This window comes from Buttiauxella sp. B2 (assembly GCF_006376615.1).
Classification (GTDB): domain Bacteria; phylum Pseudomonadota; class Gammaproteobacteria; order Enterobacterales; family Enterobacteriaceae; genus Buttiauxella.
This window is the reverse complement of record NZ_VEXQ01000017.1, coordinates 48,014-67,133: the sequence shown is the minus strand read 5'-3', so window position 1 is coordinate 67,133 and position 19,120 is coordinate 48,014. Positions and strand designations below refer to the sequence as shown.

Below are 19,120 nucleotides of genomic sequence, written 5' to 3'. Positions count from 1 at the left end.
GGCAGGCCGAACAGGTTCTGCCCTTTTTCTTGAACCGTAGATAGAGCGGGCATCATGGAAAAAACTCAAATTCCCCAAGCCACGTCGCCCCTGGCCACGTGGCTTTGTTATCTGGAAAACCTCCACTCTAAAACCATCGAGCTTGGCCTTGATCGGGTGAAAAAAGTTGCCGCCACGCTTGATGTGCTCAAACCTGCACCGACAGTGTTTACTGTCGCGGGAACAAACGGCAAAGGCACAACTTGTCGCACACTGGAAATGGTGTTGATGGCAGCGGGTTACAGCGTGGGTGTTTACAGTTCACCGCATCTGGTGCGTTACACCGAGCGTGTGCGCGTGCAAAACGAAGAGCTGGACGAGGCGTACCATACGGCTGCGTTTGCTCAGATTGAAGCCGCGCGTGGCGAGATATCGCTGACCTATTTTGAATACAGCACGTTGTCGGCATTGCTGTTGTTTAAACAACTTGCGGTGGATGTAGTCATCCTTGAAGTGGGGCTGGGTGGGCGACTGGACGCGACGAATATTGTCGATGCCGATGTGGCTGTCGTTACCAGCATCGCGCTTGATCACACTGACTGGTTAGGTCCAGACCGTGAGAGTATCGGGCGCGAAAAAGCAGGTGTGTTCCGTGGTGGTAAACCAGCGGTTGTTGGTGAGCCAGATATGCCGCTGACTATCGCTGAGGTTGCGGCTGAAAAAGGGGCCCAACTGCTATGTCGTGATGTCGACTGGTCTTATCAGGTCGGTGAGACAAGCTGGCGCTTTAAAGACGCTCAGGGCGAACTGAACGGGTTACCGTTACCGTTGGTGCCACAGCCGAACGCAGCAACCGCACTTGCCGCTTTACGCGCAAGCAAGCTAGATGTCAGCAGTGACGCTATTCTTCAAGGGATTAAAGAGGCGACTTTACCGGGGCGTTTTCAGGTTATCTCACAGGAACCGTTGGTTATACTCGATGTGGCGCATAATCCCCATGCTGCGGCTTATCTTGCCGGGCGACTCTCTGAGCTACCAAAACGCGGGCGAGTGCTGGCGGTAATCGGTATGCTGCATGACAAAGACATCGCTGGTACGCTGGCATGTTTGTCGCATCAGGTTGATAGCTGGTATTGTGCTCCTCTTGAAGGGTCGCGCGGTGCAACTGCTGAACAACTGATTGAACATCTGGGCCAGGGTGAAATCTACGGCAATGTGGCGCAAGCCTGGTATGCTGCAATGAAAGCAGCAACAGTGAATGATACCGTGCTGGTGTGTGGTTCATTTCATACAGTAGCCCACGTAATGGAAGCGCTGGACGCGGAGAAAGCAGGTGGCGAGTAAGTTTCAAAATCGATTAGTCGGAACCATCATTCTGGTCGCGCTGGGGGTCATTATCCTGCCAGGGCTTCTTGATGGTCAGAAAAAGCATTATCAGGATGAGTTTGCAGCCATTCCTTTGGTTCCAAAACCGGGTGATACCGATGAGCCGGATATGTTGCCTGCTGCGACTCAAGCTTTGCCTTCGCAGCCACCGGAAGGGGCTGCTGAAGAAGTGAGGGCGGGTACTGCGGCAGCACCTGGGCTGGATATAGCATCGCTACCGGGAGAAAGCGGTGCAGGTATTGATGAAGTTCCTGTTGCGCGCGAACAACCGAAGGCGAAGCCAGTGGTTGAAAAACCAAAGCCTAAGCCGGCCGAAAAACCGCAGAGTAAAGCTGAGGTTGCTCAAACTGCAGAACGCCTGGCAATGATGAACGAAGAACCGCCTGAACCCGCTAAGCAAGAAACCGCAGAGAAAGCACCGACCGGGCAAGCTTATGTTGTGCAACTCGGTGCGTTGAAAAATGCCGACAAAGTAAATGAAATAGTTGGTAAACTGCGCGGTGCAGGGTTCCGTGTTTACACGTCACCGTCAACACCAGTGCAGGGGAAAATCACCCGTATTCTGGTAGGGCCGGATGCATCTAAAGACAAGCTTAAGTCTTCGCTTAGCGAACTGAATTCGCTTTCTGGGCTGAACGGCGTAGTGATGAATTATACGGCGCGATAGCGGGTATACACCGCTGCGTTTTGTCGTGTAAATCGGCAAGCAAAGGGCAAATTTTTAATGGCGTTGAGCATTTTTTCAACGCCATTATTTATTTTCGCGAGGGAGGGAAATCCCTACGCAAACGTTTTCTTTTTCTGTTAGAATGCGCCCCGAACTGGACGTCAGGGCGATTTGTCGTGAGATTTGTTCATGGTCTGGATAGATTACGCCATTATTGCGGTCATCGGCTTTTCGGCTCTGATTAGTGTTATTCGTGGGTTTGTGCGTGAAGCGTTATCGCTGGTAACCTGGGGCTGTGCTTTCTTTGTCGCCAGTCATTACTACACTTACCTGTCAGTCTGGTTCACAGGCTTTGAAGACGAACTGGTACGTAATGGAATAGCTATCGCGATATTATTTATCGCGACACTCATTGTCGGGGCGATAGTCAATTATGTGATTAGCGCGCTGGTTGAGAAAACCGGCCTGTCGGGTACAGACAGGGTGTTGGGGATTTGTTTCGGTGCTTTACGTGGAGCGCTGATCGTCGCCGCCATTCTGTTCTTTCTTGATACGTTTACTGGTTTTTCTAAGAGTGACGACTGGCAAAAGTCGCAGCTTATCCCGCAATTCAGTTTCATCATCAGATGGTTCTTTGACTATCTGCAAAGCTCGTCAAGTTTCTTGCCCCGGCCATAGCGCGGGGGTTATGGCTTAATGAGGAAAAGACAACATGTGCGGTATTGTCGGGATCGCCGGTTTTATGCCGGTAAACCAGTCTATCTATGACGCGTTAACGGTGCTTCAGCATCGTGGGCAGGATGCCGCTGGCATCGTTACCATTGATGCCTTAAATTGTTTTCGTCTGCGTAAAGCCAATGGTCTGGTGAGCGATGTATTTGGTGCGATTCACATGCAACGCTTGCAGGGAAACATGGGCATCGGCCATGTACGTTACCCTACAGCTGGCAGCTCCAGCGCTTCTGAAGCTCAGCCTTTCTATGTTAACTCTCCGTACGGCATTACCCTTGCACACAATGGTAACCTGACTAACGCGCATGAACTGCGCCAAAAGCTGTTCGAAGAAAAGCGTCGTCACATTAACACCACTTCCGATTCTGAAATCTTGCTCAATATCTTTGCCAGTGAGCTAGATAACTTTCGTAACTATCCGCTGGAAGCCGATAATATTTTTGCTGCCATTGCTGCGACTAACCGCCAGATCCGCGGTGCTTACGCCTGTGTTGCGATGATTATCGGCCATGGTATGGTCGCCTTCCGCGACCCGAACGGCATCCGTCCGCTCGTGATGGGCAAACGTGATTTAGGCGACGATCGCACCGAGTACATGGTGGCATCTGAAAGCGTGGCGCTTGATACGCTGGGATTCGAATTCCTGCGTGATATCGCACCGGGCGAAGCGGTGTACATCACCGAAAAAGGCCAGTTGTTCACGCGCCAGTGTGCTGACAACCCAACCAGCAATCCTTGTCTGTTCGAATACGTCTACTTTGCGCGTCCGGACTCTTTCATCGACAAAATTTCCGTCTACAGCGCCCGCGTTGAGATGGGTAAAAAGCTCGGTGAGAAAATTGCCCGTGAATGGGAAGATTTGGACATCGACGTGGTTATCCCGATTCCTGAGACTTCCTGTGATATCGCGTTGGAAATCGCCCGTATTCTCGACAAACCGTACCGTCAGGGGTTTGTGAAAAACCGCTACGTTGGCCGTACCTTCATCATGCCAGGCCAACAGCTGCGTCGTAAGTCTGTGCGTCGCAAACTTAACGCTAACCGCGCTGAGTTCCGCGATAAGAACGTACTGCTGGTGGATGACTCCATCGTGCGCGGTACGACTTCTGAGCAGATTATCGAAATGGCGCGTGAAGCCGGTGCGAAAAAAGTTTACCTCGCGTCAGCGGCACCAGAAATTCGATTCCCGAACGTGTATGGCATAGATATGCCAAGCGCAAACGAACTGATTGCTCATGGTCGTGAAGTTGACGAGATCCGCCAGTTAATCGGCGCCGACGCTTTGATCTTCCAGAATCTGGACGATCTGATTGAAGCCGTTCGCATTGAGAACCCAGACATCACTCAGTTTGAGTGCTCCGTGTTCAATGGAATATACGTCACCAAAGATGTAGATCACGAATACCTTGAGTATCTTGAGTCACTGCGTAATGACGATTCGCAAGCCATACAGCGTCAAAACGAAGTGGAAAACTTAGAGATGCACAACGAAGGGTAAAAGCATACTCATCCTAACCCTCTCCTTGAAGGAGGGGGCTAGTCACGCCCCTATGGGGAAAGGGCTGGGATGAGGGATCTCTCCTTGCATCCCTGCCCATCTTGCGGCAAAGTCAGCCCAGATAAACTCTTTGGGCGTGCGTAAAATATGAAACGGTTAATTGTTGGAATTTCAGGTGCCAGTGGCGCAACTTACGGTGTGCGACTGCTTCAGGTGCTGCAACAATTACCGGATATCGAAACCCATCTCATCTTAAGTAATGCTGCCCGACAGACCCTTGCGTTAGAAACCGATTTTTCCCTGCGTGAAGTACAGGCACTGGCTAATGTGGTTCATGATGCTCGTGATATTGCCGCCACTCTTTCCTCAGGCTCTTTTAAGACGCACGGCATGGTGATATTACCCTGCTCGATCAAAACCCTTTCTGGCATTGTTCACAGCTATACCGATGGGTTGCTAACCCGTGCGGCAGATGTGGTGCTTAAAGAACGTCGCCCTTTGGTTCTGTGCGTGCGTGAGACGCCGCTACATCTTGGTCATTTACGTTTGATGACTCAGGCGGCTGAACTGGGTGCGGTGATAATGCCACCTATGCCTGCGTTTTATCATCGCCCGACAAGCGTGCAGGATATCATCGACCAGACGGTGAACCGGGTGCTCGATCAGTTTGATATTGAGCTCCCGCAAGACTTGTTCACCCGCTGGAATGGGGCATAAGCACTGAGCTAGTGTGGTGCATCACAAAACCTTTCGCCTCATTATGGGGCGATTTTGTAACCTCGATCACTTCCAGAACATTTATCCGCTATTTTCCACCGTTAATGCTTTTCCCTCAGGCCAGACCTGCTATCTTTCAATTCTGCGACAGAGTTGTAACTTTTTTTTAACATGAATCCACACACTTTCTTTCACGCAGGAAAAGTGGCATGAGAACTGCAACTCTGCATTGCAACACAAAACAAACACAACACGACATTACACATAATAAGATCCGTAAACCTGAGGGTTATGTATGAAAAAGCAAGTTCTCGCTCTGTCATTACTGCTCGGCTTGAGTACCACAGCAAGCGTCTTCGCAGCACTTCCGCAGAGTATTCGTCTTGGTACGGACACGACATATGCGCCGTTTTCTTCTAAAGATGCAAAAGGGGATTTTGTTGGTTTCGATATTGATCTCGGCAATGAGCTGTGTAAACGCATTCATACTAAATGCACGTGGGTCGGCAGTGACTTTGATGCGTTGATCCCGTCTTTGAAAGCGAAAAAAATCGACGGCATTATCTCTTCACTTTCAATTACCGAAAAGCGCCAACAAGAAATTGCTTTCTCAGACAAACTGTACGCTGCTGATTCCCGCTTAATCGCGGTAAAAGGTTCTGCGATTCAACCAACGATTGAATCCCTTAAAGGTAAGCACATCGGTGTGTTGCAAGGTTCTACGCAGGAATCATTCGCCAATGCCGAATGGCGCACCAAAGGCATTGATGTGGTGGCTTATGCCAACCAGGATCTGATCTATTCAGACCTTGCAGCTGGCCGTTTGGATGCAGCATTCCAGGATGAAACTGCTGCAAGCGAAGGGTTCCTCAAACTGCCTGCCGGTAAAGGCTATGCGTTTGCTGGCCCATCTGTGAAAAACAAGCAGTACTTTGGTGATGGCACCGGTATTGGCTTGAGAAAAGATGACGTTGAGCTGAAAGAGGCGTTTGATAAAGCGCTGGCAGATATGCGTAAAGACGGTACTTACGACAAATTTGCTAAGAAGTACTTCGATTTTAATGTTTACGGTGAATAAGTTTATCCCGTAGTCTGTAGCCCGGTTATGCTCCGGTTCAACCGGGCTGAATAGAATTGCAATCTAGTCAAAGCCTTCTGCATCTATTTGGTGCAGAAAGTTGCTAATGCACTAAAATGGTGTGTTGGCTGCATCTCTTTGGTGCATGGTGTTTTTTAGGTAATCGTGACGTGCAATCCTGGCGCGTCAATGTACAGAAAAAACGTTCCAAAGGTATGCATAAACTGGCATGGAAACTGCAGTTTTATCCGGTTAAAAAGCAATCGCGTATAAAAACAGTCTATTCGAGGATAATTATGAACAAGCAGGTCATCGCTCTTTCTTTGGTACTGGCATTTTCCAGTGTTTCCACAGCTTTCGCCGCTATCCCTAAGAATTTACGTATTGGTACTGATCCAACTTATGCACCGTTTGAGTCCAAGAATGCTCAAGGGGAATTAGTCGGTTTTGATATCGATTTAGCTAAAGAACTCTGCAAACGCATCGAAACTAACTGTACCTTCGTGGAAAACCCACTGGATGCGCTGATCCCCTCGTTGAAAGCGAAAAAAATCGACGCAATTATGTCGTCACTTTCCATCACCGAAAAACGCCAGCAAGAAATTGCCTTCACCGACAAACTGTACGCGGCTGATTCCCGTTTAGTGGTCGCGAAAGGTTCCCCAATTCAGCCAACCCTTCAGTCTCTGAAAGGGAAACGTGTCGGTGTGCTGCAAGGCACTACGCAAGAAACCTATGGTAATGAGCACTGGGCGCCTAAAGGCATCGAAATTGTTTCCTACCAGGGCCAGGACTCCATCTACGCCGACCTGACTGCTGGCCGTATTGACGCCGCATTCCAGGACGAAGTGGCAGCCAGCGAAGGCTTCCTGAAACAGCCAGTGGGTAAGGATTACCAGTTCGGTGGCCCATCAGTTAAAGACGACAAATTGTTTGGTGTAGGCACTGGTATGGGTCTGCGCAAAGACGATAACGAATTACGTGAAGCGCTGAACAAAGCGTTTACCGAAATGCGTAAAGACGGAACCTACGAGAAACTTGCGAAGAAATACTTCGATTTCAATGTATACGGTGGTTAAAAGTCACCAGTGGTTAAACCTGCCCTTAGCGGGCAGGTTAAGTTTGTGCAAACACTGACGACAGGATACGCACCATGCTGTACGGTTTTTCAGAAGTCATATTTAAAGGGGCGATCGTCACGCTGGAACTGGCGCTAAGCTCCGTTATCCTCGCCGTTATTATTGGCCTGGCTGGAGCCGGTGCTAAGTTATCCAAAAACCGTCCGCTAGCCATATTATTTGAAGGTTACACCACGCTGATTCGTGGCGTGCCGGATCTGGTGCTGATGCTGCTGATTTTCTACGGCCTGCAAATGGCGCTCAATGTGTTAACCGATTCTATTGGTGCAGCGCAGTTTGATATCGACCCAATGGTGGCTGGTATCATTACGCTCGGTTTTATCTACGGTGCCTATTTTACCGAAACTTTCCGCGGTGCTTTTATGGCCGTGCCAACTGGGCATATTGAGGCGGCAACCGCTTTTGGTTTTACCGGTTCGCAAACTTTCCGCCGTATTATCTTCCCGGCAATGATGCGCTACGCGTTACCAGGCATTGGTAACAACTGGCAGGTTATTTTAAAAGCCACCGCACTGGTGTCTTTGTTAGGGTTGGAAGATGTGGTTAAAGCCACGCAGCTGGCGGGAAAAAGCACCTGGCAGCCGTTCTACTTTGCGATTGTGGCTGGGATCATTTACCTGTTCTTTACTACGGTATCGAATGGCGTATTGCTCTGGCTTGAACGCCGTTACTCTGTTGGCGTGAAGAGGGCAGACCTATGATCGAAATTATTCAGGAATACTGGAAAGCGCTGCTGTGGACTGACGGTTACCGCTTCACCGGGGTTGCCATCACGCTGTGGCTGTTGATTTCCTCGGTGGTGATGGGCGGGATTCTGGCGCTGTTTCTGGCCATTGGTCGCGTATCGAGCAACAAGTTTATCGCCTTCCCAATCTGGCTTTTCACCTACATTTTCCGTGGTACTCCGCTCTATGTGCAGTTGCTGGTGTTCTATTCCGGCATGTACACGCTGGAAGTGGTAAAAGGCACCGTTCTGCTGAACGAGTTTTTCCGCAGCGGTTTGAACTGTACTGTTCTGGCTTTGACACTAAATACCTGCGCCTATACCACTGAAATCTTTGCTGGGGCGATTCGTTCGGTGCCGCATGGTGAGATTGAAGCGGGCCGTGCCTATGGTTTCTCGTCATTCAAAATGTACCGTTGCATTATTTTGCCTTCGGCGTTGCGAATTGCACTGCCTGCGTACAGCAATGAAGTCATTTTGATGCTGCACTCCACAGCGCTGGCGTTTACCGCCACGGTGCCGGATCTGCTGAAGATCGCCCGTGATATCAACTCCGCAACCTACCAGCCATTTACCGCCTTCGGTATCGCTGCGGTGTTGTACCTGTGTATTTCTTATGTGCTGATTAGATTGTTCCGCAAGGCTGAGCAACGCTGGTTGCAGCATGTTAAACCAAGCTCAACACATTGAGTGTTCAATCATGACTGATAAAAAATTAAGCGTTACCGACCTGCATAAGCGCTACGGGCAACATGAAGTGCTTAAAGGCGTTTCTTTACAGGCCAATGCTGGCGATGTGATAAGCATTATTGGTTCATCGGGTTCCGGGAAAAGTACGTTTTTGCGCTGCATTAACTTCCTTGAAAAACCGAGTGAAGGGACGATTGTCGTCAATAATCAGAACATTAACCTTGTGCGCGATACTGACGGGCAACTAAAAGTTGCCGATAAAAATCAGCTTCGTTTGCTGCGTACTCGCCTGACGATGGTGTTCCAGCACTTTAACTTGTGGAGCCACATGACGGTTCTGGAAAACGTCATGGAAGCACCGATTCAGGTGCTTGGTTTGAGCAAACTGGAAGCAAAAGAACGTGCAATTAAATACCTGGAGAAAGTGGGAATTGATGAACGTCAGCAGGTTAAATATCCAGTGCATCTTTCCGGTGGCCAGCAGCAGCGTGTATCAATCGCTCGTGCGCTTGCTATGGAACCGGAGGTACTGCTGTTTGATGAACCAACTTCTGCGCTAGATCCGGAGTTGGTGGGTGAAGTGCTGCGTATTATGCAAAAGCTTGCCGAAGAGGGGAAAACCATGGTGGTGGTCACGCATGAGATGGACTTTGCGCGTCACGTGTCAAATCATGTGATTTTCCTGCATCAGGGCTTAATCGAAGAAGAAGGGACGCCAGAAGAGCTGTTTGGCAATCCTAAGAGCGCTCGTTTGCAGCAGTTCCTATCTGGATCGCTGAAGTAATAAAAAGTCCCGCCGTTTAATGCGGCGGGACGTATATATCTAGCGAACCACATCCCCAAGTGCTTCTTCCAGGTCGTACCAACGGAAGCCAAATCCTGACTCTTCAAGCCGTTTTGGCAATGCCCGCTGACCACCTAGTACCAACACCGAAGATTCCCCCATCATCATTTTGACAGCCGTTGCTGGCGCACGCATGAACGCAGGGCGGTTTAACGCTTGCCCAAGCGCGTGGGAGAACTGTTCGTTGCGGACCGGATAGGGCGCAACCATATTAAATGGCCCGCGCAGGTCGTTATTTAGCAGCCAGAGAATGCCGTTGACCATGTCATCAATATGAATCCATGCCAGATACTGGCGACCTGAACCCATCGGCCCGCCAAGACCTAAGCGGAAGATGGGCAACAGTTTTGCCAGAATCCCACCTTTAGGAGCCAGCACCACACCAGTACGCAAAAGGCAAACACGAGTGTGCTCAGTTTGCGCACCACAGGCGATTTGCTCCCAGCGGGCGCAAAGTTTATGGGTAAACTCGTTATGTGGTGGCTCATCTTCGTTGACGACGACTTCGCCGAGGTCACCGTAATATCCGGCAGCTGATCCGGAAATGAGCACTGATGGCGGCGTCTGACTGGCTTTAAACATCTCGACCAGACGTTCGGTGATTTGCCAGCGGCTTTGGCACAGGCGCTGTTTTTGCGCCTCCGTCCAACGCTTGTCTGCAATTGGTTCGCCAGCCAGATTAATAACTGCGTCAAATCCATCGAGATTGGGATGCTCACCGAGCCCTTTCCATAGTGTGGCGTTAGCATCAAGTCGTGTACGGGCCTTGTCGGGGTTTCTTGTCACCACGGTGACATCGTGCCCTAATTCCAACAAACGTGGCACCAGATGGCTGCCAATCAACCCGGTTCCGCCGGTAATCAGTATCCGCATACTCGTCTCCAGCCGTTTGCGCCTACCTACGCCAACCCATTGTCATTGATACCGAGTCGGCATAACGCAGCGCATGAAGTTTATCTATTTCTACTTCAGCATAAGATACCCATGGATGGTCGCATGCGATATCGAGCACATCCTGAGTTAATTTTTCCAACAAAGAGAAGCGATTATTCTCAACCAACTGAATGATTTTTTTAGTGATGGTGCGGTAGTTCAGCGCATCGTTGATGTCTTCGCTGGCGCGAGCTCTGTCTGCCGGATAATGAATGGTAACGTTAATAACAATATCCTGGCGATTGGCGATCTCTTCTTCCTTGATACCGATAAAAGTACGCAGGCGTAAGTTTTTGATTCTAATAATCGCGTCTGGTTGTGGGGATGACATTGCAGGTTTCCTCCATGTAGTTATTTTCAGTCCCAGACTATACCCAAAATGCATGAGGAAAAAAAATTGCGCCCACATCGGGCGCACAGGCGTCAGCTTTTTTGCGCTTGTTCATAAGCCCGTTCAGTTGCTGGACGCGAACGGATGCGCTCAAACCAGTTTTGAATAGCGGGGAAATTCGCCAGATTGATGCGTTGACGCTCATGTGAAACGGTCCACGGGTAGGTCGCAATATCTGCAATACTGTATTCATTGCCGCCAAGCCACGGGGTTTTCTCCAGCTGTTTGTTGAGCACGCTATATAAACGCTGTGTTTCCACCTGATAACGCTCGATGGCATACGGAACAGGCTGCGGAGCAAAGTGATTAAAGTGGTGATTCTGGCCAAGCATCGGGCCAAATCCTCCCACTTGCCAGAACAACCATTGCAGCGTGTGGACGCGCTCGCGCAGATCTTTGCTCAACAACATGCCTGTTTTTTCTGCCAGATAAAGCAAGATTTCACCTGATTCAAACAAACTCAGCGGGCCGCCGCCATCTGCAGGGTGCCTGTCGATAATCGCCGGAATTTTATTGTTGGGGGAGATTGCCAAAAAGGCAGGCTGAAACTGATCTCCTTTGCCAATATCAATACGATGAAGGGCGTAGTCCAAACCGGCTTCTTCCAGAAACAGCGTGATTTTATGGCCGTTTGGTGTCGGTGCATAGTAAAGGTCAATCATGTCATTCCCATCCTGATAGGCGTATTTTTCGTAAACCTATGGAGTATAGACTTTTTGAAAAACTTGCTTTGTAGATGAGTTTTGCTCAAGTGACAGTCACGATTTTTCGCTATATCTTCAATAACCTGAAAAGCTAAATCATGGGGATATTATGAGCCAGCCGACAATTACATTGTGGTCAGATACTAACTTTTTTAGTCCGTACGTGATGTCCGTTTATGTTGCCCTAAAAGAGAAGGGGCTCAGTTTTACCCTGCAAACGATCGACCTGAATAGCGGGCAACATCTTCAACCGGGCTGGAAAGGTTATGATCTCACGCGCCGCGTTCCCGCGTTAGCAGTAGACGACTTTCTGCTAAGCGAATCTTCTGCCATTGATGAATATCTTGAAGAACGTTTTGCACCGCCCACCTGGGAGCGTATTTATCCGCACGATCTGGAAAAACGTGCCCGAGCCCGGCAAATCCAGGCGTGGTTGCGTAGCGATTTAATGCCGATTCGTGAAGAGCGCTCAACTGACGTGGTTTTCGCAGGGGTGAAGAAGCCGCCGCTGACGGAACAAGGGCAACTGGCGGCTCAAAAGCTTCTGACTACGGTAGAGAGTCTGTTACCTGTCGGCCAGCAAAACCTTTTTGGCGAGTGGTCGATTGCCGATACTGACCTTGCATTAATGCTTAATCGCTTAATTCTAAACGGCGATGAAGTCCCTGAACGCCTGCAAGAGTATGCTGCTTTCCAGTGGCAGCGAGCCTCTGTGCAGCTTTTTCTGGCTCTTTCCGCAATGCATTCTGGCTGATTAGCACCATAATTCGCTATGATAATTCCGCTTATCATTAACAGGAATAGGGTTTTATGAAGCTGATGTTTGCCTCAGATATTCATGGTTCGCTGCCAGCTACTGAGCAGGTATTGGCACATTTTGAGCGGAGTGGCGCGAAATGGCTGATATTACTGGGTGATGTGCTCAATCACGGGCCACGCAATGCGCTCCCGGCAGGTTACAATCCAGGTGCGGTTGCAGAGCGGTTTAACAGTATTGCAGACAAGATTATTGCGGTACGTGGTAACTGTGACAGTGAAGTTGACCAGATGCTGCTCCATTTTCCAATAACGGCTCCCTGGCAGCAGATACTGATGGATGACCAGCGCTTATTCGTGACGCATGGGCATCTCTACAATCCTGATAAATTGCCTCCGCTGGCAGAAAACGACGTTCTGGTTTTTGGTCATACCCATATCCCATTGGCCGAAAAGCAAGATATGGTTTATCTCTTTAATCCAGGCTCGGTGAGCATCCCCAAAGGTGGATTTGAAGCGAGTTATGGCATGCTAAACGACGGTGTTCTGAGCATTCACGCACTGAATAACGATGGGGTTATTGCACAGGTTGAGATTACCCCGTAACTTACCGTGAGTTAAACCGATAACGCGCCAAAGAGCGCCCTGAAATAAGGTTTCCCCGATGGTGGAACAGAGTCATGTTGTTGGCATGGAATGGGTAGACATTGTTAATGAAGACAATGAAGTAATCGCGCAGTCAAGCCGTGAGCAAATGCGTGCGCAGCGCTTAAGACATCGCGCAACCTACATCGTCGTACACGATGGTATGGGTAAGATTTTGGTGCAACGCCGTACTGAAACCAAAGATTTTATGCCAGGCATGTTAGATGCTACTGCAGGCGGTGTGGTTCAGGCCGACGAGCAATTGCTGGACTCCGCTCGCCGTGAGGCTGAAGAAGAGCTGGGTATTGCGGGGGTACCATTTGCCGAGCATGGTCAGTTCTACTTTGAAGATGCCAACTGTCGCGTTTGGGGAAGCTTGTTTAGCTGCGTTTCTCATGGCCCGTTTGCATTGCAGGAAGAAGAAGTGAGCGAAGTGTGTTGGATGTCGCCGGAAGAAATAACCGCGCGTTGTGACGACTTTACGCCAGACTCTCTGAAAGCATTGGCGCTGTGGATGACCCGCAACGCTAAAAATGAATCCCAGCATACTGCTGCTGCGGAATAATTTATTTATCAGTTGGTTATGTTTTGATTGTTAATCAGTGAACATCCAAATAGCAAATTTTTGAATGTTTTTGACTGTGACAAAAACACCAATTATAAAAAAGGCCGCATATTAATGCGGCCTTTTTGTTTCTCAGAAAGACTTACTCTTGCTGAGCAGACTGAATCGCAGTTAGAGCGATGGTGTAAACGATATCGTCAACCAGTGCGCCACGAGACAGGTCGTTAACGGGTTTACGCATACCTTGCAGCATTGGCCCGATGGAGATCAGATCGGCAGAGCGCTGTACCGCTTTATAGGTGGTGTTACCGGTGTTCAGGTCTGGGAAGATGAACACGGTAGCGCGACCCGCAACCGGTGAGTTTGGCGCTTTGGATTTGGCAACATCGGCCATAACTGCGGCGTCGTACTGCAACGGACCGTCTATGACCAGGTCAGGACGTTTTTCCTGAGCAATACGCGTAGCTTCGCGTACTTTCTCAACGTCGCTACCTGCACCAGAAGTACCGGTGGAGTAGGACAGCATCGCAACACGTGGATCGATACCGAATGCAGCAGCGGAATCCGCAGACTGAATAGCGATTTCTGCCAGTTGCTCAGCAGTTGGGTCTGGGTTAATCGCACAGTCACCGTAAACATAAACTTGTTCAGGCAGCAGCATGAAGAACACAGAAGAAACCAGAGAGCTACCAGGTGCTGTTTTGATAAGCTGCAACGGAGGACGAATGGTGTTTGCGGTGGTGTGAACAGCACCGGAAACCAGCCCGTCAACTTCGTCTTGCTCAAGCATCAGAGTGCCCAGCACAACGTTATCTTCCAGTTGCTCGCGAGCAACGGCTTCGGTCATGCCTTTACTCTTACGCAGCTCAACCAGACGCGCAACGTAGCTCTCGCGAACCACTTCTGGATCGACGATTTCGATGCCTGCGCTCAACTCAACGCCTTGCGCTGCTGCAACACGGGTGATTTCATCCGGGTTACCCAACAGTACGCAAGTTGCGATACCACGTTCAGCACAAATCGCGGCTGCTTTAACAGTACGCGGCTCTTCGCCTTCTGGCAGTACAACACGTTTGCCGGCTTTACGTGCCAGCTCAGTGAGCTGATAACGGAAGGCTGGAGGAGACAGACGACGGCTGCGCTCGGACGTTGCAGTCAGGGATTCAATCCAGTTTGCATCAATGTGGCTTGCCACATATTCCTGCACTTTCTCGATACGCTGATGGTCGTCAGTTGGAACTTCCAGGTTGAAGCTTTGCAGGCTCAGGGAAGTCTGCCAGGTGTTGGTATCAACCATGAACAACGGCAGGCCCGTTGCGAATGCACGCTCACACAGTTTGCTCACGCGTGGGTCCATTTCGTAACCACCGGTCAGCAAAACGGCACCGATATCAACGCCGTTCATTGCGGCCAGGCACGCTGCAACCAGCACGTCTGGGCGGTCTGCGGAAGTGACCAGCAGAGAACCTGGGCGGAAGTGTTCCAGCATGTGCGGAATACTGCGCGCACAGAAGGTAACAGATTTCACGCGACGAGTTTTGATGTCGCCTTCGTTGATGATGGTTGCGTTCAGGTGACGCGCCATATCAATTGCGCGAGTTGCGATCAGATCGAAACTCCACGGCACACAACCCAGAACTGGCAGCGGGCTGTCAGCAAACAGTTCTTTAGGATCGATGTTTGCGATGCTCGCTTTAGTGGAGTCATCGAAAATCTCGGACAGGTCTGGGCGAGTACGACCTTGCTCATCAACTGGGGCATTCAGTTTGTTAATGATAACGCCAGTGATGTTGGTATTTTTGCTGCCACCGAAGCTGCTACGAGCCAGTTCGATACGCTCTTTCATCTGCTCTGGGGAGTTGTTACCCAGAGACATAACAAAGACGATTTCAGCGTTCAGCGTTTTAGCAATTTCGTAGTTCAGAGACTGCGCAAACTGATGCTTACGAGTCGGGACCAGACCTTCAACCAGTACCACTTCAGCGTCTTTGCTGCTGTTATGGAAGTTGGCGATGATCTCTTCCATCAGCACGTCTTGTTGGTTACTGGACAGCAGTGACTCAACGTGTGCCATGTGCAGCGGCTCAGCAGTAGGGATGCTGGTGTTTACACGCACAATGCTGGTGGTTTGATCTGGAGTATCGTCACCGGTACGCGGTTGGGCGATAGGTTTGAAAACGCTAAGGCGAACGCCTTTTTGTTCCATAGCACGGATAACACCAAGGCTGACGCTGGTCAGGCCGACGCTGGTTCCGGTAGGGATCAACATAATAGTACGAGACACGGTATAACCTCTTTGTTGCACAAGCATGGCTTGTGAGACTCAGAAAACAACACCGCCAGCGAAGGCTGGCGGTAAGGAGAATCAAGCGGTCAGGCGAGACGCATCCTGAGCGATAACCAGTTCTTCGTTGGTCGGAATGACCACCGCAGCACGGGTACCCTCTTTGTTGATGAAGCCTGATTTACCAAAGCGCGCAGCCAGGTTGCGTTCGTGGTCAACTTCGAAGCCCAGAACACCCAGTTTGCCCAGAGACAGCTCGCGTACCATTGCTGCGTTTTCGCCGATACCACCGGTGAACACAACTGCGTCCAGACGACCATCCATCAGCGCAGTGTAAGAGCCGATGTATTTAGCCAGACGGTGGCAGAACACATCCATAGCACGTTTAGCATCTTCTTTAGTCGTGTAGTTGTCTTCAACATAACGGCAGTCGCTGGTGACTTCAGTCAGACCCAACAGGCCAGATTCTTTGGTCAGCATTTTGTTGATGTCATCAACACTCATGCCCAAAGAGTCATGTAGGTGGAAGATAATCGCTGGATCGATGTCACCAGAGCGGGTGCCCATGACCAGACCTTCCAGCGGAGTTAGACCCATAGAGGTGTCAACACACTTGCCGTTACGGATTGCAGAAACAGAACCGCCGTTGCCCAAGTGGCAAGTGATGATGTTCACTTCTTCCACTGGCTTGTTCAGCATTTTCGCGGCTTCTTGAGTCACGTAGAAGTGGCTGGTGCCGTGTGCGCCGTAGCGACGAACGCCGTGCTCTTTGTACAATTTGTACGGCAGAGCATAGAGATAAGATTCTTCTGGCATGGTCTGGTGGAACGCGGTGTCAAACACAGCAACGTTTTTATCAGCCAGTTTAGGGAAGGACTTCAGTGCTTCAGCGATACCGATCAGGTGCGCCGGGTTATGCAACGGTGCAAAAGAAGCAGAATCTTTGATACCCTGAATCACGGTCTCGTCGATAACAACGGAGCTTGTGTACTTCTCGCCGCCGTGAACGATACGGTGACCGATAGCGGTCAGTTGCTCGGACAATTCAGGTTTTTGTGCCAAAATGGTATTAACCATAAAGTTCAGAGCTTCGCTGTGAGCGGCGCCTGCACCCAAAGCCGCTTCTTGTTTACCGCCATCCATTTTCCACTTGATACGTGCTTCAGGAAGATGGAAACATTCGGCTAAACCAGAGAGGTACTCATCACCGTTCACAGCATCAATAATTGCGAATTTCAGTGAAGAGCTACCGCAGTTCAGAACCAGTACTAGCTTACTCGACATGGAAGTACCTACTTTTATACGTGGCTAAAAAAACGTCATTTAGTCTCTCAGCGTAGCGCATGATGAGACAGACATTTATGATTAACGTCATGCCAGAAGCGTTTATTTGGCATGACGAATAAATACTCTAGAGTTTACGCCATATTGCGTGATTTTCCGGCAATAGCGAACTGAGCAAAAATTTGACAACCTGCGGTTTCCCTTCTACGGCCGTCAAGGCCGGCACAGGATACCTGAATGCGACGGTCAAAGACAAAATATTTTGAACCATGTAATTTAGAGTTGTTATATTGCACAAAAATTTTATTTTTTATATGTGAAGTTGAGGTAAAGCCATGTCGACACCCTTAAATAGCCACGCAAGCTGGTTTAGCATGTTCAGCCGTGGACAACACTATTCGAAGACCTGGCCTGTCGATAAACGCCTTGCGCCTGTCTTCGTTGAGAACCGTGTCATCCGTGCCACGCGTTTTGCTATCCGCTTTATGCCCCCGCTTGCTGTGTTCACGCTGACCTGGCAAATTGCGCTTGGCGGCCAGCTTGGCCCAGCTGTAGCAACCGCTTTATTCGCTTGTAGTTTGCCAATGCAAGGGCTGTGGTGGTTAGGTAAACGTTCCGTAACGCCGTTACCACCTTCAATACTCAGTTGGTTCTACGAAGTTCGCGGTAAATTACAAGACGCAGGGCAGGCGTTAGCGCCACTCGAAGGCAAACCCGATTATCAGGCTCTGGCCGAAGTGCTTAAACGTGCGTTCAAACAGTTGGATAAAACTTTTCTGGATGATTTGTAATTGCCCTGCGGTTACGCATATAAAGGAAGGCATACTGTTTAGCAGGACTTAAACTCGGTGTTTTACCTGCATATTTTTCCATCAAAGGAGCCAGGAAATGGAAATGACTAACGCGCAGCGCCTGATTTTATCAAATCAGTACAAAATGATGACCATGCTCGACGCGGACAACGCCGAGCGTTATCGCCGCCTACAAACGATCATCGAACGCGGCTACGGGCTGCAAATGCGCGAGCTGGATCGTGAATTCGGTGAGCTGACAGAAGAAACTTGTCGTACGGTTATCGATATCATGGAGATGTACCACGCGCTGCACGTCTCTTGGACCAATCTCAAAGACAACCAGGAAATCGACGAACGCCGTGTCACATTCTTGGGCTTCGATGCGGCTACAGAAGCTCGCTTCCTGGGTTATGTTCGCTTTATGGTGAACGTTGAAGGCCGTTATGCACATTTTGATGCAGGTACTCACGGCTTTAACGCGCAGACCCCAATGTGGGAAAAATATCAGCGCATGTTGAAGGTATGGCAATCTTGCCCACGTCAGTATCATTTAAGTGTGAACGAGATCGCGCAAATTATTAATGCCTGAAGGGAGAAGCGTAGTGAAGTGCAAAGGTTTCTTGTTTGATTTGGATGGGACTCTGGTTGACTCCCTGCCAGCCGTTGAGCGTGCATGGATTAACTGGGCAAAGCGATTCGATATTTCGCCACAAGAAGTCTTAGGCTTCATTCATGGCAAACAGGCGATCACTTCGTTACGCCACTTTATGGCTGGTGCTTCTGAGGAAGAGATCCAACTGGAGTTTTTACGTCTCGAAAAAATCGAGTCTGCGGACACTGACGGGATTATCGCCTTGCCAGGTGCCGTGGAGTTATTGACTCATCTGAACGAAGCGGGCATTCCCTGGGCTATTGTGACTTCGGGTTCACTACCTGTAGCTTCGGCTCGCCGTGCAGCAGGTGGATTGCCAGAACCAGAAGTGCTTGTCACTGCTGAACGTGTTGCTCGTGGGAAACCAGAACCTGATGCCTACTTGCTTGGTGCGCAATTGTTAGGCCTGGAACCTGAAGAATGCGTAGTTGTGGAAGATGCCCCTGCGGGCGTACTGTCTGGCCTTGCTGCAGGCTGCCATGTTATTGCGGTTAATGCTCCGGCTGATACGCCGCGCCTTGAGCATGTCGATTATGCGCTGCATTCGTTGACCGAATTGCTGGTGCAAAAGTTGCCTGATGGTACAGTTGAAGTGCTTAGAAAACACTAAACACATGATTTAGCCCCGCGATAGTGGGGCTTTTTTATGCCATTATTT

General features: G+C 49.9%; 21 protein-coding genes. 16 read left to right on the top strand and 5 right to left on the bottom strand.

Features of this window, described 5'->3' with window-relative positions:
- The first annotated feature begins 54 nt into the window (after positions 1 to 54).
- The 10 genes from folC to hisP all read left to right on the top strand — a co-directional run bounded on the left by folC (position 55) and on the right by hisP (position 9,394).
- Complete coding sequence (gene folC / locus FH968_RS17370) at positions 55 to 1,323, top strand: bifunctional tetrahydrofolate synthase/dihydrofolate synthase (protein ID WP_139881860.1); 1,269 nt, start codon at positions 55 to 57, stop codon at positions 1,321 to 1,323.
- Complete coding sequence (gene dedD, locus FH968_RS17365) at positions 1,313 to 2,032, top strand: cell division protein DedD (protein ID WP_139881858.1); 720 nt, start codon at positions 1,313 to 1,315, stop codon at positions 2,030 to 2,032. Before folC ends, dedD begins: the two co-directional genes overlap by 11 nt.
- Before the next feature lie 189 nt (positions 2,033 to 2,221).
- Positions 2,222 to 2,710: a colicin V production protein gene (gene cvpA, locus FH968_RS17360; RefSeq protein WP_034458856.1), complete on the top strand. Its 489-nt coding sequence runs from the start codon at positions 2,222 to 2,224 to the stop codon at positions 2,708 to 2,710.
- A gap of 34 nt (positions 2,711 to 2,744) precedes the next feature.
- The gene (gene purF, locus FH968_RS17355; protein ID WP_139881856.1) at positions 2,745 to 4,262 is read left to right on the top strand and encodes an amidophosphoribosyltransferase; all 1,518 of its coding nucleotides are present in this window, start codon (positions 2,745 to 2,747) and stop codon (positions 4,260 to 4,262) included.
- Positions 4,263 to 4,409: 147 nt separating this feature from the next.
- Positions 4,410 to 4,979 (top strand): UbiX family flavin prenyltransferase, encoded by a 570-nt coding sequence (locus FH968_RS17350; RefSeq protein ID WP_139881854.1) that lies wholly within the window; start codon positions 4,410 to 4,412, stop codon positions 4,977 to 4,979.
- 295 nt (positions 4,980 to 5,274) lie between these two features.
- Entirely contained in the window at positions 5,275 to 6,057 is a 783-nt protein-coding gene (gene argT, locus FH968_RS17345; RefSeq protein WP_139881852.1) for a lysine/arginine/ornithine ABC transporter substrate-binding protein ArgT, read from the top strand.
- 296 nt (positions 6,058 to 6,353) lie between these two features.
- A complete protein-coding gene (gene hisJ, locus FH968_RS17340) occupies positions 6,354 to 7,136 on the top strand; it encodes a histidine ABC transporter substrate-binding protein HisJ (protein WP_139881849.1) in 783 nt (260 codons plus the stop codon).
- 74 nt (positions 7,137 to 7,210) lie between these two features.
- A complete protein-coding gene (locus FH968_RS17335; RefSeq protein WP_139881847.1) occupies positions 7,211 to 7,897 on the top strand; it encodes a histidine ABC transporter permease HisQ in 687 nt (228 codons plus the stop codon).
- Entirely contained in the window at positions 7,894 to 8,610 is a 717-nt protein-coding gene (locus FH968_RS17330) for an ABC transporter permease (protein WP_139881845.1), read from the top strand. Before FH968_RS17335 ends, FH968_RS17330 begins: the two co-directional genes overlap by 4 nt.
- Positions 8,611 to 8,620: 10 nt before the next feature.
- Entirely contained in the window at positions 8,621 to 9,394 is a 774-nt protein-coding gene (hisP, locus tag FH968_RS17325) for a histidine ABC transporter ATP-binding protein HisP (RefSeq protein ID WP_139881843.1), read from the top strand.
- Between the two features lie 39 nt (positions 9,395 to 9,433).
- Here hisP and FH968_RS17320 read toward each other — a convergent pair whose 3' ends face one another.
- The 3 genes from FH968_RS17320 to yfcG all read right to left on the bottom strand — a co-directional run bounded on the left by FH968_RS17320 (position 9,434) and on the right by yfcG (position 11,440).
- Positions 9,434 to 10,327 carry a TIGR01777 family oxidoreductase gene (locus FH968_RS17320; RefSeq protein WP_139881841.1) on the bottom strand — a complete coding sequence of 298 codons (894 nt, stop codon included), beginning with the start codon at positions 10,325 to 10,327 and terminating at the stop codon, positions 9,434 to 9,436.
- Positions 10,328 to 10,349: 22 nt separating this feature from the next.
- Positions 10,350 to 10,718 carry a dihydroneopterin triphosphate 2'-epimerase gene (gene folX / locus FH968_RS17315; protein ID WP_139881839.1) on the bottom strand — a complete coding sequence of 123 codons (369 nt, stop codon included), beginning with the start codon at positions 10,716 to 10,718 and terminating at the stop codon, positions 10,350 to 10,352.
- 92 nt (positions 10,719 to 10,810) lie between these two features.
- Entirely contained in the window at positions 10,811 to 11,440 is a 630-nt protein-coding gene (gene yfcG / locus FH968_RS17310) for a GSH-dependent disulfide bond oxidoreductase (RefSeq protein WP_139881837.1), read from the bottom strand.
- A 151-nt stretch (positions 11,441 to 11,591) separates the two neighbouring features.
- Between yfcG and yfcF the strand changes: the two genes are divergently transcribed.
- Genes yfcF through yfcD form a run of 3 tightly spaced genes read left to right on the top strand, consistent with a single transcriptional unit; the run spans position 11,592 to position 13,448 of the window.
- The gene (yfcF, locus tag FH968_RS17305; protein ID WP_139881835.1) at positions 11,592 to 12,236 is read left to right on the top strand and encodes a glutathione transferase; all 645 of its coding nucleotides are present in this window, start codon (positions 11,592 to 11,594) and stop codon (positions 12,234 to 12,236) included.
- A gap of 56 nt (positions 12,237 to 12,292) precedes the next feature.
- On the top strand, positions 12,293 to 12,844 hold the full coding sequence (gene yfcE, locus FH968_RS17300) for a phosphodiesterase (RefSeq protein WP_139881833.1): 552 nt from the start codon (positions 12,293 to 12,295) through the stop codon (positions 12,842 to 12,844).
- A gap of 58 nt (positions 12,845 to 12,902) precedes the next feature.
- Positions 12,903 to 13,448 (top strand): NUDIX hydrolase YfcD, encoded by a 546-nt coding sequence (gene yfcD / locus FH968_RS17295; RefSeq protein ID WP_139881831.1) that lies wholly within the window; start codon positions 12,903 to 12,905, stop codon positions 13,446 to 13,448.
- Positions 13,449 to 13,590: 142 nt separating this feature from the next.
- Here yfcD and pta read toward each other — a convergent pair whose 3' ends face one another.
- Both pta and ackA read right to left on the bottom strand, forming a co-directional pair.
- A complete protein-coding gene (gene pta, locus FH968_RS17290; RefSeq protein WP_139881829.1) occupies positions 13,591 to 15,732 on the bottom strand; it encodes a phosphate acetyltransferase in 2,142 nt (713 codons plus the stop codon).
- Between the two features lie 81 nt (positions 15,733 to 15,813).
- A complete protein-coding gene (gene ackA, locus FH968_RS17285; RefSeq protein WP_139881827.1) occupies positions 15,814 to 17,016 on the bottom strand; it encodes an acetate kinase in 1,203 nt (400 codons plus the stop codon).
- A 335-nt stretch (positions 17,017 to 17,351) separates the two neighbouring features.
- Here ackA and yfbV point away from each other — a divergent pair, with 335 nt between their 5' ends.
- The 3 genes from yfbV to FH968_RS17270 all read left to right on the top strand — a co-directional run bounded on the left by yfbV (position 17,352) and on the right by FH968_RS17270 (position 19,072).
- Entirely contained in the window at positions 17,352 to 17,807 is a 456-nt protein-coding gene (gene yfbV / locus FH968_RS17280; protein WP_139881825.1) for a terminus macrodomain insulation protein YfbV, read from the top strand.
- A 97-nt stretch (positions 17,808 to 17,904) separates the two neighbouring features.
- Entirely contained in the window at positions 17,905 to 18,399 is a 495-nt protein-coding gene (locus FH968_RS17275) for a YfbU family protein (RefSeq protein WP_139881823.1), read from the top strand.
- A complete protein-coding gene (locus tag FH968_RS17270) occupies positions 18,392 to 19,072 on the top strand; it encodes a sugar phosphatase (protein WP_139881821.1) in 681 nt (226 codons plus the stop codon). The genes FH968_RS17275 and FH968_RS17270 overlap by 8 nt, the downstream gene beginning before the upstream one ends.
- The last annotated feature ends 48 nt before the right edge of the window (positions 19,073 to 19,120 follow it).

Coding starts and splice junctions, on each gene's coding strand:
- folC (WP_139881860.1), top strand. CDS start 55: ATGGAAAAAACTCAAATTCCCCAAGCCACGTCGCCCCTGGCCACGTGG.
- cvpA (WP_034458856.1), top strand. CDS start 2,222: ATGGTCTGGATAGATTACGCCATTATTGCGGTCATCGGCTTTTCGGCT.
- purF (WP_139881856.1), top strand. CDS start 2,745: ATGTGCGGTATTGTCGGGATCGCCGGTTTTATGCCGGTAAACCAGTCT.
- FH968_RS17350 (WP_139881854.1), top strand. CDS start 4,410: ATGAAACGGTTAATTGTTGGAATTTCAGGTGCCAGTGGCGCAACTTAC.
- argT (WP_139881852.1), top strand. CDS start 5,275: ATGAAAAAGCAAGTTCTCGCTCTGTCATTACTGCTCGGCTTGAGTACC.
- hisJ (WP_139881849.1), top strand. CDS start 6,354: ATGAACAAGCAGGTCATCGCTCTTTCTTTGGTACTGGCATTTTCCAGT.
- FH968_RS17335 (WP_139881847.1), top strand. CDS start 7,211: ATGCTGTACGGTTTTTCAGAAGTCATATTTAAAGGGGCGATCGTCACG.
- FH968_RS17330 (WP_139881845.1), top strand. CDS start 7,894: ATGATCGAAATTATTCAGGAATACTGGAAAGCGCTGCTGTGGACTGAC.
- hisP (WP_139881843.1), top strand. CDS start 8,621: ATGACTGATAAAAAATTAAGCGTTACCGACCTGCATAAGCGCTACGGG.
- FH968_RS17320 (WP_139881841.1), bottom strand. CDS start 10,327: ATGCGGATACTGATTACCGGCGGAACCGGGTTGATTGGCAGCCATCTG.
- folX (WP_139881839.1), bottom strand. CDS start 10,718: ATGTCATCCCCACAACCAGACGCGATTATTAGAATCAAAAACTTACGC.
- yfcG (WP_139881837.1), bottom strand. CDS start 11,440: ATGATTGACCTTTACTATGCACCGACACCAAACGGCCATAAAATCACG.
- yfcF (WP_139881835.1), top strand. CDS start 11,592: ATGAGCCAGCCGACAATTACATTGTGGTCAGATACTAACTTTTTTAGT.
- yfcE (WP_139881833.1), top strand. CDS start 12,293: ATGAAGCTGATGTTTGCCTCAGATATTCATGGTTCGCTGCCAGCTACT.
- yfcD (WP_139881831.1), top strand. CDS start 12,903: ATGGTGGAACAGAGTCATGTTGTTGGCATGGAATGGGTAGACATTGTT.
- ackA (WP_139881827.1), bottom strand. CDS start 17,016: ATGTCGAGTAAGCTAGTACTGGTTCTGAACTGCGGTAGCTCTTCACTG.
- yfbV (WP_139881825.1), top strand. CDS start 17,352: ATGTCGACACCCTTAAATAGCCACGCAAGCTGGTTTAGCATGTTCAGC.
- FH968_RS17275 (WP_139881823.1), top strand. CDS start 17,905: ATGGAAATGACTAACGCGCAGCGCCTGATTTTATCAAATCAGTACAAA.
- FH968_RS17270 (WP_139881821.1), top strand. CDS start 18,392: ATGCCTGAAGGGAGAAGCGTAGTGAAGTGCAAAGGTTTCTTGTTTGAT.